This window comes from Novosphingobium rhizosphaerae, from assembly GCF_050920675.1.
Taxonomy (GTDB): Bacteria; Pseudomonadota; Alphaproteobacteria; order Sphingomonadales; family Sphingomonadaceae; genus Novosphingobium; species Novosphingobium rhizosphaerae.
Map to the genome: position 1 here is coordinate 649056 of NZ_CP137861.1, position 13957 is coordinate 663012.

Here is a 13957-nt window from a genome sequence, read left to right on the forward strand (position 1 = left end):
GCTCACAGCATCTCGGTCAGCGAGGCATAATAGCCTTCAAAGCCGCGTCGCTTCTTGAGCACGGTTTCGAGATATTCGCCCAGCACCGCGCGGTCCTGCACCGGGTCTTTCACCACCGCACCGATCATGTTGCTGGCCAGTGTTTCCGGCGTCAGCCTGCCATCGTTGAAGAAGGTTGCCTGACTGATGCCGCCCACCATCACGCCGATAGCTTCGGCCGTGGAAAGCCCGCCTGATGGCACTTTGAGCGCGACTTTGCCGTCTTCGGTCGAGCCTGCGCGCAGTTCGCGGAAGATCGCCACCACCCGGGCCACTTCCTCGGCCACATTTTTCGGCTCGGGCAGATCGAGGCTCTGCGCCATTTCGCCCACGCGCTTGACGATGATCGCCACTTCTTGCTGCGCGTTATCGGGCAAGGGCAGGACGACGACATTGAACCGCCGTTTAAGCGCCGAGGACAGCTCGTTCACCCCCTTGTCGCGGTTGTTGGCAGTGGCAATGACGTTGAAGCCGCGCGCAGCATAGACGGTGTCGTTCAGCTCGGGGATCGGCATCATCTTTTCCGAAAGCACGGTGATGAGCGTGTCCTGCACATCACTGCCCATGCGGGTCAGTTCCTCGAACCGGCAGAGCTTGCCGCGCTCCATCGCGCGCAGTAGCGGGGTGGGCACCAGCGCCTCGCGGCTGGGACCGTGGGCGAGCAACTGTGCATAGTTCCAGCCATAGCGAACCTGGTTTTCATCGGTGCCCGAGGTGCACTGGATCACCATCGTCGAATCGCCGGTGATCGCCGCAGCAAGATGTTCGGAAACCCATGACTTGGCGGTGCCGGGCACGCCGAGCAGCAACAGCGCGCGATCGGTGGCAAGAGTGGCGACAGCGGTTTCGATCAAGCGCTTGTCACCGACATATTTGGGGGAAATGACGACGCCATCCGCCGCCTTGCCGCCCATCAGATAAGTGACGACCGCCTGGGGCGAGAGCGCCCAGCCGGCCGGGCGGCGGCCAAGATCGCCTGCTGCCAGCGCGGCCAGTTCGGCGGCGTGGGCCTGTTCGGCGGGCATCCGCAGCATCTCGCTCATGGATTGCTTCCTTCGTCGTTGAGCGCGGCGTTGAGCCGCAACAAATCAAGCCTTGGGTCCGATGCGATCAGCCCCGCATCCGTCAGCCGGCCCAGCGCCTCCGACGCTGCGGCGCGGGCGGACAGCAAGCCGAGCGCGGCCAATTCAGGCGCATGGTCGGCAGGCTTGGCATCCTCCTTGACCAGCGATGCCAGCAGCGCCTTGCCCGCAGCGGTGCGGATCGTGCCGGCGATCTCACCATCGCCTCCGGCCAAAGGCAGCGCGCGAAGGAAATTGCCCTCTTTTGCTTCCAGCATGCGCAGCGCCACTTGCTGTCGCCACGTTGCGGACATGCGGGGCAGCAGCGGAATAAACGCCAGGATGTCGCTGCCTGGCTGCGACGCCAGCGCTTCGGCAACAAGGACGACCACCTCATCGGCAGCGCTGCGCTCCGCCATTGCCGCAAGGGCATGGTCGGCATGGGTGTCCTCGCCCCAAGGCCAGGCTGCGATCAGTTCTTCCGGGCTCAACGCGAGGGCTTGCGCCATGGCCGTCAGCGTCAGCGCCTCCATCAGCGCGCCGCGGCGGTTACGCTGCGCGGGGGTCTTCAATTCCTGCGGGACGATCCGCAGCGATTTGCGCAGCCATCCGGTGGTTTTCGTGGAGAAGAACCCGGCGATCTCGCGGGCATCCTCGTCCACCGCACCGCCCTTTCCCAGCCGGGCCAGCAAGGCCATCGCCCGCGCCTTGACGCGCGGCGCGCGATCGCTGGCCAAGGTTTCGAGCAGCGGGACGTCGGTGGCCGACAGCCCGGTCAGCAGGTCGAGAAAGAGCAGCCGCCGGTCTGGCGTCTCGCTGGCAATCTTGGCGGCGAGCAACGCCGATGCGCGCGCCGGATCGCGCCGCCGCAATTCGGCAAAGGCAACCCGCCTTGCGGCCGGACCGAAACGATCCCAGTTTTCCGGAGAGATTTCGTCCGTATCGGCGCAAGCGGCAGCCTGCGCCACCCAATCCTGCCACGCCGCATAAGTGGCGGGAAGATCGTGCTCATTGGCGCCCGGCAACCAATCGGCCGGATGCATGGTCCAACCGCGCCGGTCGAGCAGGGCCAGCAGGGCGCGGCGCTGATCCGCATCGCGCAGCGCGGCCAAGATGCGCCGGCAGCGCGGACGCAATGCTTCGGGCAGCGGCGGCTTGGCAAGGCGCGGAAGGTCGCCCAGCACCTGCAGATCACCCGCCGGTTCGGCCACGGCCATCGTGCCCAGCAATTGGCCGGTCAGCGCCAGCAGGCGCAGTTCCGCCTCGCCCGCATCATGGCCCAGCCCGCCGCGCCAGCCAGCGGGCGCTGCATGTGCAGCGCTGCCGCCCATCGTCCAACGGGTGATGACCGGGGCCAGTCCATCCAACAGCGCTTCAGCCACCGATCCGCCCCCAAGGCGTGCGCGCGGCCAGCAGGTCGAGCCGGTTGCCCGACCACAACCCGACGCTGCGCGTCAATTCGGTGCCTGTCGCCAGCCCCGTCACCTCGCCGCCCAGCGGCAGTGCCCCGTGGCTGCCGCGCCACCATATCGCACCAGAGCGGTCAAAGCCGATCCGGCCAGCGGGCAGCAGCACGGGCCAGGCCACAGCCCAAGGTTCGTCGAGCCATGGTGTGGTCAACGCCTGCTCCAGCGGCTCGTCGTGCTCCGGCCATGCCCGCAGCGCCTCGCCCGCCGCCTCACGCCCCAGCAGCACCGCCCGCAATGGCGCGCGCGCTGGATAGAAGGCCATTTCACCCACGAATTGTTCCCCGGGTACAAAGACTGATCCCCGCCGTCCTGCGCTGGCCGGGAAGAAATCGAGCAGCATGGCAAAGCGCGGCTGATCCGGGCCAAGGTTGAGCAGCCATGTCGTCTGCGAAACCAGCCCGTCCCGCCGCGTCCGCACCTGCTCGCCCAGCACTTCCCAAACGCCCGCCACACGGATCGTCCGGGATCAGCGAGCAGGGCCTCGCGGTTTTCCGTTGTTGCCACCGCGCGGCGCAGTTCGGGCGCGCGCGGCTCGGCACGATAGGCACGCGCCAGCAGCACCAGGCGCCCCAGTTCCACGGTGGCAGCGCGGATGCGATCAGCAGCGGGTTGTTCAAGCAGCCGCGCGGGCAGTTCGTCGATGTGGCCAGCCAGCGCCGCCGCCTTGCCATCGACCAGCCGCGCCGCGATCCGGCGACAGCGCGCCGTGACATCGCCGACAAAGCCGCCGAGGCCAAGCCGCAACTGGTCACCAATCCACTGTTCAAGCGCGTCGAGCGCATCGAGGATCGCGCGCTCGGTATCTTCGGCGCGTTTGGCACTGGCTGCCGCGCGCCGCGCTGCTGCCTTCTCGTCCGTGGCCGGTTCGGGCGCTTCGCTCAGCGCTGCCGCAAGGCTCTTTTCCTCGCCGCTTTCCGCCTTGACCACGGGCCTCGCCGCCGCCCCCGTCCGCCGCCTGCCCAGCCAGTCGCTGACCCAGTCCGGCGTTTCGGCGGCGGGAAAGGGCGCAATCGCCTCGACATTGATCCACAGCAGCGCCAGCGCATGTTTGCAAGGGAACTTGCGCGAAGGGCAGGTACACTTGCTGCCCATATCGCGCAGATCGGCCATGACCCGATAGGGATTCGCGCCCGACCCGGCGCATTCGCCCCAGATCAGCGTGGCATCATGGCTGGCGCCAAGGCCGGACCATTTTGTGGGTTTGGTCAGCCCGGCGGCGGCCTTGAGCGATGCCTGATCGCTTGCAAGTTGCTCAACCGCCTTCAGATCGCCCCCCACACGCCCTCCAACTTCGCCGTGAAAGCCATGGTAGATTGCGGTTGTTAAATAACAATTGTGTTTCGATGTCGGGCCGCAGTTTAAGAATGGCCGGACCCGAAGCACCCCGGGGGCCCAGCTTGCAAATGGCCGTCATTGCAGATGACAAAGTTTTGACAGGTGTGGATCAGCGGGGAAATGCCGTATGCTCACGCTCAGGCAGCGAATTTCATTGCCCAGCCCGCCGCTTGCATATTTTTTAAATATAACCACGCTTACAAGCGTGAGCATAAATTGCGAATTGCACAAATCCCTGGCCGGCTTTTGAACAAATGCTTGTCGCCGGGGTGCCGCATGTTTTATGGTCCACTGGCAGACGGCGTCTATTGCCCGTCTTCTCGGAGAAAGACCGTGTTGGAACACTATAGCCTTGTGGGCGCTGCGCCCGTGCTGTTCCAGCCCTTCTCGTAAGCGTCGCGTGGCGCTGCGATAGGGCGGTGGAACCGCCTGTCGCGCCCTTTCAAGCCTTCTTGAAAATGGACCTGATCGACCGCGCCTTGTCGCGTGGCCAGGCCGCACGTGAGATGCTTTATGGACGAGTTTTCGATCGTCCGCAGCCTGGCGCTGCGGATTGGCCAGGATATTCCGGCCAAGGGCGCACTGGCGCTCGCTTTGGGTGAATGGGCAGGGCCAAACCTGCCGTGGTTGCTGGATAAAACGGCACAGGAAGATCCCGCGTGGGCTGAAATCTGCCCCAAGCTGGCTGTATCCCAGCGGCAGGGCGTGCCAGCCCATGTCCTGGTGCTAGGCGCAAGGTTGGCCCGGCTGCTCGGTTTTTCGCCCTTCGATGCACAACTGATGGCCGTGATGATCGCGGCAGAACGGCTGCCCCGGTTCCGCGAACTGGTGCGTATCGCCGCGCGGTGTGGGCATGATCTGCCATCATTGCTGGGTGAACTGGCCGGCGCAGACAGCGCCATGGCCGAAGGAGCCGTACGCCAAAGCCCGGTCCTGCGTCTTGGCTTGATCGGCTTTGAGCTGGGACATCAAGGGCATTTGCAGGTGGACCTGCGCTGGCCGCTGGAGCGTTTGCTCAACCGTGCGCCGGCGGCCGATGGCGATCTGCTTTCTTTGCTGGTTGGCGCGCGCCAAGACGCGCGGCTGACGTTGGAGGATTTCAGCCACGTGGGTGACGCCGACATGCTGCGCCGCTTGCTGGCCGGGGCGCTGACGCATCGTGCGGCAGGCATCAACATCCTGATCCACGGCCCGCCAGGCACAGGAAAGACCGAAATGGCGCTGGCCCTTGCCGCTGCCGTAGGCGCCCCGCTGCACGCGATTGGCGAAGCTGACGACGACGGGGATGAGCCGACCCGCTGGGAACGCGTCCGCGCCCTGCAACTGGCGCAGCGTGCCCTGTCTGGCCAACCCCGCCCGGCGATCCTGCTGTTCGACGAGATGGAGGACCTGATCGGCGACACCCAGCGCAGCGAGGGTGACTGGATGAACCGGCGCGAAGGCAGCAAGGTTTTCATCAACCGCATGCTGGAAACCAACCCGCTGCCGGTGATCTGGACCACCAATGCGCTGGGCAATGTGGACGATGCCATCCTGCGCCGCATGAGCTTTGTGCTGCGCATGGCGCACCCGCCCCGCAGCGCGGCCTTGCGCATGGCGGACCGCATCGCGCGCGAGGAAGGCGTTGTCCGTGGCGGCGCCATCACGGCGCTGATCGATGCCGCACCCGAGGCGGCCAGCGTGTTGCGGGTGTCGGCGCGGGTGGCGCGTTTGGCAGGAGAACAGGATGGTGGTGCCAAGGCGGCTGGATCGCTGGTGCGCGCACTGCGTGATGAGCCTCTGCCAGTGGGGCACGAGGACGCGCTCGACCTTGACCTGTTCGAGACCGATCGTCCGCTGGCCAGCTTGCTGGAGGCAGTCTCAGCGGGCGGGGCCAGCGATGTCTCGTTGCTGCTCTCCGGGCCGCCCGGCACGGGCAAGACCGCGCTGGCGCATCACTTCGCCCGTGCGCTGGATCGTCCCCTCCTGGTCAAACGCGCTTCGGATCTGCTGTCCAAATGGGTCGGCGGCACCGAACGCGCCATTGCCGATGCCTTTGAGGAAGCGCGTCGCCGCGATGGTGTCCTGTTGTTCGACGAGGCGGACTCCCTCTTGTTCGATCGCCGGCACGCGCGCACCAGTTGGGAGATTGGCCAGGTCAATGAATTGCTGACCTGGCTCGACCGGCATCCGCTGCCGGTCGTGGCCGCCACGAACCACCCCGACAATCTGGACCCGGCAACACTTCGGCGCTTTGTTTTCAAACTGAAGTTGAAGCCGCTGGGCCCCGAACGGCTGATACGGGCCTTTCGCCAGCGCTTCGGCATGGAGCCGCCAGAAGGCATCGCCGCCCTTAGCAACCTGACGCCGGGGGATTTTGCCGTGGTGGCGCGCCAGCTTCGCCACGCCCCGGCGCACGATGCCGCCGACATCCTCGCCCGTCTGCGCGACGAAAGCGCAGCCAAGGGAGGCGGCAGCGTGCGCATGGGTTTTTAACGCCGCGTCCGGCCGGGGATTGCACCTCGGCCGGACGGTGCGCCTGCTCGATGCAGCATCCCATCAACACCGAGAGCGCGAGTTGAACCGGTTTTGGAGCGATCCGGGTCACCACTCCGGCGCCACGCTCGGAAGCAAGATTGATCCGCCACTCGGCGCCATCGAGCTATTGCATTCCGCTCCTGAAAACCGAACCTCGCGCCGCTACCCTCACGCCGCCAGCGCTTGCGGGTCGATCATCACGCGGTTGCGGCCTTCGCGCTTGGCGGCGTAGAGCGCGGCGTCGGCCGCCTTGAGCAGGGCGGTGCCTTCGCGGTCCATGCCTGGGGCCCAACTGGCCAGACCGAACGACATCGTCACCGAGCCCAGCGCCCGCTCGCCCTGACGCACGGTCAACAGGCTGACCGCCACGCGCACTTCTTCCACGCGGGCGCGCAGGACCGAAACTTCGGTGGCCGGCGCGATCACCACGAACTCCTCTCCGCCAAAGCGGCAGACCACGTCGCCATCGCGGAACCGGCGGCGCAATTCGCCGGCCACGGTTTGCAGCACCTGGTCGCCGGCATCATGGCCGAATTCGTCGTTGAAGCGCTTGAAGTGGTCGATATCGCACATCACCACGGTCAGTGGCGCGCTCGACCGCGAGGCGCGGGCCATTTCCAGGGCCAGCGTCTCTTCCAGATAGCGACGGTTGAACAGGCCGGTCAGCGGATCGCGGATGGTCTGTTCGCGCAGGCCGCGCTGCAGGCGGTGGTTGACCAATGCCGAGGCGATGTTTTCGCTCAGCACGGCCAGGCGAAACCGGCTTTCGGTGCCGATCGTGCCCATGAGATAGAGCACGCCGATCACTTCACCACCGGCGAGCAGAGGCTCGCAATGGTAGTGATCGGATTGCTGGCCCACGTGGGGGCAAACGATGTCCGAGCCCGGCTCGTCCACGTAATGGCTTTGCCCGCGGCGCAGGGCCCAGCATTCCTCTGGCGCAAAGCCGGCTTGCCCGAATGCCTGCCCGGCCTCCACCCCGCCCCAGGTGGCCGTGGGAATCAGCAGGTTGCGCGAATTGTTGTGCACGAACAGCACGCCGGGAATATGCGGCAGCACACGCGGCACGAAGACGCGGATGATCGCCGCCAATTCCTCGTCGGTGCGGGCGGCCTGCATGCGGTGCGCCATGCCGCCCAGAATCTCGATCACTTCGCCCCGTTCGCGCAGGGTTTCAGCGTTGTGGCTCAGCGCCGCGTTGGCGGCCTTGAGATTTTCGCCAGCCTCGGCTTGGCTGGCCACCGCGCGTTGCAGTTCGTCGGCCATGGCGTTGTAGCCGCCGGCCAGGCGCGTGAACTCGCTCGATCCCATTTCCCCGGTAATGCGCGCCTCGCGGTGGCCCGCGCCGAGTTCGCCCATCACCGCCAGCATTTCCCCCACGGGCCGCCGGATGCGCAGGATCAGCGAGCGCGCAACCAGCGCCAGCATCATGAGGGTAAGCGGCGTGCCCAGCACGACCAGCCAGCGAATCGTGCGCAGCAGGCTTTCCACCTCGGCCATGCGATCGGCAGCAAGCGCTCGCTCGTCGAGCAGCAGGTCGTTCACCTTGGCTTCTACCAGTTGCATCATGGCCAGCCCGCGGCCGCTGGCCGTAGAATCCAAAGCTCGATCGAACGCGCCGCTGCGAGCCAGGCGATAGACCGTTGCCAGCGTATCGGCGCGTGCGTTGACCAGCACCTGCAACTGGCGCGCCCGCTCGTGCTGCTCGAAATTGTCGGTGGTCAGCGCCACCAGGTCGGCCGCATCGCGGCGCGCCGTGTCGATCGCTGGCAGCACGGCGCTGGCGAATTCGGGATTGTGGGTGAGCGTATAGCCGCGTTGGCCGGATTCTGCGGCGCGCAGGCTGGCCAGCGCATGGTTGGCCGTACGCAGCACGCGCGACGAATGATCCACCCACCGCAGGTTGTCATGCATCTGCAGCGTCACGGCCAGCAGCGCGCCAGCCAGAATCATGATCAACCCGGCCAGCGCGGCGCAAAGCAGCGAAATGCGATGAGAAAGCGACCCGACCAATAGAACCTACCCGTGCGACCCCGATCGCCTGCTTAACAGATTAGGCGCTAAAGAGAAATCGCTCTGTGCGGGTTCACTTTTGACATACCGGGCAGAAAAACGTGGAGCGCCCGCCCTGCACCACGCGCGCCACCGGCCGGCCGCAGGCGCAGGGATCGCCCTCGCGGCCGTAGACCCGCCAGTCCTTGGCGAAATAGCCCAGCTCGCCATCGGGCCGGGCATAGTCGCGCAAGGTGGAACCGCCCGCGGCAATCGATTCTTCCAGCACGGCGCGAATCTCGGGCACCAGCCGCTTGAGCGCGGCCAGCGAAACGGTGCCGGCTTCCCGCTCGGGATGGATGCGCGCGCGGTGCAGCGCTTCGCACACATAGATGTTGCCAAGGCCCGCCACGATCCGCTGGTCGAGCAGCATGAGCTTGATCGCGGCGATGCGGCCGGCAAAGGCGCGCGCCAGGTGCTGCGCCGTGAGCCCCGGCCCCAGCGGTTCGGGCCCGAGCGCGGCGAACGGCGGCCAGGCATCGAGCGCATCGTCGTCAACCAGATCGACCGAACCGAAGCGGCGCGCATCGTTGAGCGCCAGCACATGCCCGTTGCCGGTTTCCAGCACGAGGTGATCGTGCTTGGCGATCTCTTCGGGATCGATTCGCCAGCGGCCCGACATGCCCAGGTGAAACACCATGGTTCGGGCACGGTCGGTGTGGATCAGGCCATACTTGGCGCGGCGCGACAGGCCCGTCACGTGTGCACCGGTCAGCGCCTGGCCCAGGTCTGGCGGGAACGGGCGGCGCAAGTCGGCGCGGCGCACGGCCACGCGGGTGATCGTCTGGCCCTCGAGTATGCTCGCCAGGCCGCGAACGGTGGTTTCAACCTCTGGTAGTTCGGGCATCGTGCCGCTCTGCTATCATGCTTTGCGCCTGCGGCAATTCCTCTTTAAAGGCCCTGAACCATGACCAGCCCGGAAAGCGTGTCCTTCGGTTACGAGGACGTCACCCCTGAGGAAAAGACTGCCCGCGTCGGCGCGGTGTTTTCCAGCGTCGCCAAAAAGTACGACGTGATGAACGACGCGATGTCGGTGGGCATGCACCGCCTGTGGAAGGATCGCTTCGTCGCCCGCGTCAAGCCGCGCGAAGGCGAGCAGATTCTCGACATGGCCGGCGGCACCGGCGACATCGCGTTCCGCATGGCGCGCGAAGGCGCGTCGATCACGGTGAGCGACATCAATCAGGACATGCTGGACGTGGGCATCGAGCGCGCCATCGAGCGCGGCATCGATGGCCTGGTCTGGTCGCGCCAGAATGCCGAGGAGCTTTCTTTCGGCGATCGCTTCTTTGATGCCTACACCATCGCCTTTGGCATCCGCAACGTGACCCGGATCGACGCGGCCCTGGCCGAGGCGCACCGCGTGCTCAAGTTCGGGGGGCGGTTCTTCTGCCTGGAATTCTCGACCACGCAATGGCCCGGCTTTGCCGAAGTCTATGATGCCTATTCGCACAAGCTGGTGCCCAAGATCGGCCAGGCGATTGCCGGTGACGCCGAATCCTATCGCTACCTGATCGAATCGATCCGCCGCTTTCCCAAGATGGACGAATTCGAAGGCATGATCAAAGCCGCCGGTTTCCGCCACACCAAGGTGGAGCCGATCCTGGGTGGCCTGGTGGCGATCCACTCCGGCTGGAAGGTCTGAGAGTACACATTCGTTGACCCGTCCTGCCACCCATATTCGCCGCCTGCTGGGCTGGGGCCGCATTCTGGCGCGCCATGGCGCGCTGCGCCTGCTGGAAGAAAGCCCGCAGACCCCGGCGCCCGTGCGCCGGCTGTGCCGCATCGCCCGCTTCGGCACGCGCCAGCCCGCCGTGCCCGATTATGCCGGCGCGTTTCGCGCGATCGGCCCGGCCGCGATCAAGCTGGGGCAGACACTGGCCACCCGGCCCGATCTGGTGGGCGAGGAAGCGGCGCGCAATCTGCTGGCGCTGCAGGACAAGCTGCCCCCGGTCGATTTCGCGCTGATCCGCCGCGAAATCGAAACCAGCTTCGAACGGCCGCTCGAAAGCCTGTTCGCCCGCTTCGATGAAGAGCCGGTGGGCGCCGCCTCCATCGCGCAAGTGCACCAGGCCTGGACGGCCGACGGGCGCAAGGTGGCGGTCAAAGTGCTGCGCCCCGGCGTGCGGGAAAAGCTGGCGCGCGATATCGAGACCTATGAATGGGCCGCCGCGCACCTGGAAGCGCTGGGCGGGGAAGCCGGGCGCCTGCGCCCACGCCTGGTCATCGCCAATTTCAAGCGCTGGACCGCGCGCGAGGTGGACTTGCGCCGCGAAGCCGCCAGCGCTTCGGAACTGGCCGATGCCATGCACGCCTTTCCGCGCTATCGCGTGCCCGGTATCGATTGGGACCGCACCAACGGCCGGGTGATGACGCTCGACTGGGTCGATGGCGTCAAGATCAGCAACCTGGACGCGATCGACGCGGCAGGCCACGATCGCAAGGAAATGGCCAGCCGGCTGGTGCTGGCCTTCCTGACCCAGGCGATCAGCGGCGGCTATTTCCATGCCGACATGCACCAGGGCAACTTGTTCGTGGAAGCCGATGGCACGATCACCGCGATCGATTTCGGCATCATGGGCAGGATCGACCGCCAGGCGCGGCAATGGCTGGCCGAAATCCTCTATGGCCTGACCACGGGCGACTACAAGCGCGTGGCCGAGATCCATTTCGAGGCGCAATACGTGCCGAGCTATCACTCGGTGGATGAATTCGCCACGGCCCTGCGCGCAGTGGGCGAGCCGATGCGCGGCCGCCCGGTGAAAGACCTGTCGGTCGGGCAGATGCTCGACGGGCTGTTTGCCATCACCCGCGATTTCGACATGCAGACCCAGCCGCACCTGCTGCTGCTGCAAAAGACCATGGTGATGGTCGAAGGGATCGCCCAACAGCTCGATCCCGACATCAACATGTGGGAAACCGCCGCGCCCTTCGTGCGCAACTGGATCCGCGACGAGCTGGGCCCCGAAGCCGCGATTGCCGAGCGGCTGCAAGAAGACACCGCCACGCTGCTGCGCGTGCCCGCGCTGATCCGCCGGATCGAGGAACGCTTTCCGCCCAAGGGCGGCGCACCTGAAGCCCCGCCGCTGCCGCATGTCGACCTGATGTGGGAGCGCAAGCGGCGTGACGACGATCCGCGTGGCACAAGCTGGACCGGGCTGCTGCTCGCGGCCGTGCTGGGCGGCGCTGCGGTGCTGGGGCTCCAGGCCTGGGGCCATCATGACGGGCCCCCGCCCGAATCCGAATGGCATCGCCATCCGTGAACGCGCCCGCCCGTCCCGCTCCTTTACCCGGCCTGCGGCTGGCCAAGCGCCATTTCAACGCGCTTGACCTGTCGCGGGTCATCGCCGCGTTCTTCGTGCTGTTCTGGCATTACCAGCACTTCTTCGTGCCGCCGGTGGGCTATGGTTTCCAGGTCGATCGCGCAGCGGTGATCCCGCTCTATCGGCCGCTGCGCTGGCTGTTCGACTATGGACACATGGCGGTGCAATACTTCTGGGCCGTCTCGGGCTTTGTCTTTGCCCATGTCTATTTTGCCGACAGCACGGCGATGCGCCGGTTCTGGCTGGCCCGGGTGGCGCGGCTCTGGCCGCTGCACCTGCTGACGCTGGTGATCGTGGCGGGCCTGCAGGCGGCCTATACCCGCATCAACGGCACCGCGTTCATCTATCACGAGCAGGACTGGAAGCATTTCCTCCTGTCGATTCCCTTGGCGCACTATTGGGGCTGGCAGCACAACCAGTCGTTCAACGGGCCAAGCTGGTCGCTCTCCACCGAAATCCTGGCCTATGCGGCGTTCTGGGTCTTGCTGCCGGCCATGCGCCGCGCGCCACTGCTGGTGTCGCTGCCGGTGGCGGTCGGCGTGCTGCGCCTGTTCTTCCTGGGCTGGCCGAACGAGCCGGTGCTGACCTGCATCGGCTATTTCTTCCTGGGCGTGGCAATCTATGCCGCCGCGTTGAAAGGCTGGCTGCCGCTGCCCGTGCTGGCCGGCGGCGCACTGGCTTGCGCGGTGGCAGGCTGGGTCGCGGCCACGCGCTATCACGCCGAAGACGCCACGATCCTGGCCGGCACGTTTGCCGTGCTCTTCGCCACCCTGACAGTAGACGTGGCCGACAAGACCGATGCCCTCGCGTTCGGGCGGCAGTGGGGAGAAGCGTCCTACGGCATCTATCTCTGGCATTTTCCGATGCAGGTGGCGCTGGTCCTGCTGATCGACGCCACGCTGGGCAGCCGGGCCATTGCGCGCGAGCCGGCGTTCCTCATCTTCTTCCTGGCCGCCGCGGTCGCCGCCGGCTTTGCCTCCCACCGCTGGATCGAACGCCCTGCCCAGCGCGCGATCCTGCGCTTTGCCGGCCGCTGGGGTAGCAGGGGCGCGCAGGCCTAACGGCTCAGCACTTGCCTGCGGGGGCTTAGAAAGGCTCAGCCCGAACGGGGAATAGGGCTGAAAGCGCCGTTTCTCCTCCGATTGTCCCACCCCCGTTCGCCCTGAGCTTGTCGAAGGGCGTGGGCGCTGCGGTTTGCCAGCAGCCTACCCCGCCAAGTCCCCCACGCGGTGGTGCGGCAGGATGCGCCAGGCAGCCGCCAGCACGATCACGTGCAGCGCTTCGACTACCATGGGTTGCGCCCAGCCGGGATAGGCACCGGCCAGCGCCAGGTCCAGTGCGCGGCCGGCTAGCGCCACGCCGAACAAAAGGCCCGGCACCAAAAGCAGATCGCCGTTGCGGCGCCAGGCGCCAATCATCATGCACAGCGCGGCAACGCCAAAGAACGCGGTGAAATCGGCACGAATGGTGGCCCAGCCCGCCGCGCCCGGCGCCCCCACGCCCAGCATCGCGGCACCGGCCGGGGCGTGAACAGGAACGCGGCGGCCATCATCAGGTCGAACAGGCCAAGCAGGAAAACCAGCGCCGTGAGGATCAGGCGGATCGGCACCGCGGATCAGGCCAGGTTCGCGCGGTGGGGCGTGGCGGGCGCGGCTGCTTCATCCTCGTTCGCCTGGCGAAAGGCGCGGCGCGCGGCCAACAGCAAGGCGATGTGCGCCACGTCCAGCGCCATGGGCAGCAACCATTCGGGATAGGGGCCAAAAGCGACGAAATTGACCAGCCGTTCCACCAGCGCGCCGATGAAGATGAAGGTCGGCACCAGCAGCAGATCGCCATTGCGCCACAGGACGCCCGCAATCATCGCCAGCGCCGCGACGCTGAAGAACGACGTGCAATGCGCGCGGATGATCGAAAGCCCGTGCGCCGCGCGCGCGAGTTCGGCGCTGTCGTGCGGCGTCACGAGGAACGAGCCGACAATGATCAGATCCACGAGCCCGGCCATCAGCACGAGCGCGGCCAACACCACACGCATCGAGTCTCTCCATCGACCTTGTTCTATTTGTCGCAAGTCTGACAAACTTTCGGACAGCTTGCAAAGAAATTGAACGACGCAATTCCGCCGTTTTGAACCATCGCCGGCGGGAAAACTTGCGCCGCATCG

12 protein-coding genes are annotated in these 13957 nt (G+C 66.3%); 4 read left to right on the top strand and 8 right to left on the bottom strand.

Annotated elements, in window-relative coordinates; genetic code table 11:
- Positions 1-2 precede the first annotated feature (2 nt).
- From R9J51_RS03005 to R9J51_RS03020, 4 genes are read right to left on the bottom strand one after another with little or no spacing between them, the layout of a single operon-like run.
- The gene (locus R9J51_RS03005; RefSeq protein ID WP_168555609.1) at positions 3-1082 is read right to left on the bottom strand and encodes an ATP-binding protein; all 1080 of its coding nucleotides are present in this window, start codon (positions 1080-1082) and stop codon (positions 3-5) included.
- Positions 1079-2482 (bottom strand): DUF5691 domain-containing protein, encoded by a 1404-nt coding sequence (locus tag R9J51_RS03010; RefSeq protein WP_179505834.1) that lies wholly within the window; start codon positions 2480-2482, stop codon positions 1079-1081. Before R9J51_RS03010 ends, R9J51_RS03005 begins: the two co-directional genes overlap by 4 nt.
- Positions 2475-2720: a hypothetical protein gene (locus R9J51_RS03015; RefSeq protein ID WP_432787800.1), complete on the bottom strand. Its 246-nt coding sequence runs from the start codon at positions 2718-2720 to the stop codon at positions 2475-2477. Before R9J51_RS03015 ends, R9J51_RS03010 begins: the two co-directional genes overlap by 8 nt.
- Entirely contained in the window at positions 2717-3952 is a 1236-nt protein-coding gene (locus R9J51_RS03020) for an SWIM zinc finger family protein (protein WP_432787801.1), read from the bottom strand. The genes R9J51_RS03015 and R9J51_RS03020 overlap by 4 nt, the downstream gene beginning before the upstream one ends.
- Before the next feature lie 465 nt (positions 3953-4417).
- Between R9J51_RS03020 and R9J51_RS03025 the strand changes: the two genes are divergently transcribed.
- Positions 4418-6379 carry an AAA family ATPase gene (locus R9J51_RS03025; RefSeq protein ID WP_179505836.1) on the top strand — a complete coding sequence of 654 codons (1962 nt, stop codon included), beginning with the start codon at positions 4418-4420 and terminating at the stop codon, positions 6377-6379.
- A 210-nt stretch (positions 6380-6589) separates the two neighbouring features.
- Here the strand turns inward: R9J51_RS03025 and R9J51_RS03030 are convergent, their stop codons facing one another.
- The gene (locus R9J51_RS03030; RefSeq protein WP_179505837.1) at positions 6590-8374 is read right to left on the bottom strand and encodes a diguanylate cyclase; all 1785 of its coding nucleotides are present in this window, start codon (positions 8372-8374) and stop codon (positions 6590-6592) included.
- 133 nt (positions 8375-8507) lie between these two features.
- Entirely contained in the window at positions 8508-9320 is an 813-nt protein-coding gene (gene mutM, locus R9J51_RS03035) for a bifunctional DNA-formamidopyrimidine glycosylase/DNA-(apurinic or apyrimidinic site) lyase (RefSeq protein WP_179505838.1), read from the bottom strand.
- Between the two features lie 60 nt (positions 9321-9380).
- On the opposite strand from mutM, the gene R9J51_RS03040 reads away from it, so the two are divergent.
- The 3 genes from R9J51_RS03040 to R9J51_RS03050 are packed head-to-tail and all read left to right on the top strand — an operon-like array spanning position 9381 to position 12857.
- Entirely contained in the window at positions 9381-10118 is a 738-nt protein-coding gene (locus tag R9J51_RS03040) for a class I SAM-dependent methyltransferase (protein WP_168555613.1), read from the top strand.
- Positions 10119-10131: 13 nt separating this feature from the next.
- Positions 10132-11736: a 2-polyprenylphenol 6-hydroxylase gene (gene ubiB / locus R9J51_RS03045; protein ID WP_179505839.1), complete on the top strand. Its 1605-nt coding sequence runs from the start codon at positions 10132-10134 to the stop codon at positions 11734-11736.
- Positions 11733-12857, top strand: a complete 1125-nt coding sequence (locus R9J51_RS03050) for an acyltransferase family protein (protein WP_349237484.1) — start codon at positions 11733-11735, stop codon at positions 12855-12857. Before ubiB ends, R9J51_RS03050 begins: the two co-directional genes overlap by 4 nt.
- 144 nt (positions 12858-13001) lie before the next feature.
- Here the strand turns inward: R9J51_RS03050 and R9J51_RS03055 are convergent, their stop codons facing one another.
- Complete coding sequence (locus R9J51_RS03055) at positions 13002-13304, bottom strand: hypothetical protein (RefSeq protein ID WP_432787802.1); 303 nt, start codon at positions 13302-13304, stop codon at positions 13002-13004.
- Positions 13305-13411: 107 nt separating this feature from the next.
- Entirely contained in the window at positions 13412-13828 is a 417-nt protein-coding gene (locus tag R9J51_RS03060; RefSeq protein ID WP_169475755.1) for a hypothetical protein, read from the bottom strand.
- Positions 13829-13957 lie beyond the last annotated feature (129 nt).

Excerpts from the sequence above, each read along its gene's own strand:
- R9J51_RS03025 (WP_179505836.1), top strand. The coding sequence starts at position 4,418 with ATGGACGAGTTTTCGATCGTCCGCAGCCTGGCGCTGCGGATTGGCCAG.
- R9J51_RS03060 (WP_169475755.1), bottom strand. The coding sequence starts at position 13,828 with ATGCGTGTGGTGTTGGCCGCGCTCGTGCTGATGGCCGGGCTCGTGGAT.
- R9J51_RS03030 (WP_179505837.1), bottom strand. The coding sequence starts at position 8,374 with ATGATTCTGGCTGGCGCGCTGCTGGCCGTGACGCTGCAGATGCATGAC.
- R9J51_RS03055 (WP_432787802.1), bottom strand. The coding sequence starts at position 13,304 with ATGCTGGGCGTGGGGGCGCCGGGCGCGGCGGGCTGGGCCACCATTCGT.
- mutM (WP_179505838.1), bottom strand. The coding sequence starts at position 9,320 with ATGCCCGAACTACCAGAGGTTGAAACCACCGTTCGCGGCCTGGCGAGC.
- R9J51_RS03005 (WP_168555609.1), bottom strand. The coding sequence starts at position 1,082 with ATGAGCGAGATGCTGCGGATGCCCGCCGAACAGGCCCACGCCGCCGAA.
- R9J51_RS03040 (WP_168555613.1), top strand. The coding sequence starts at position 9,381 with ATGACCAGCCCGGAAAGCGTGTCCTTCGGTTACGAGGACGTCACCCCT.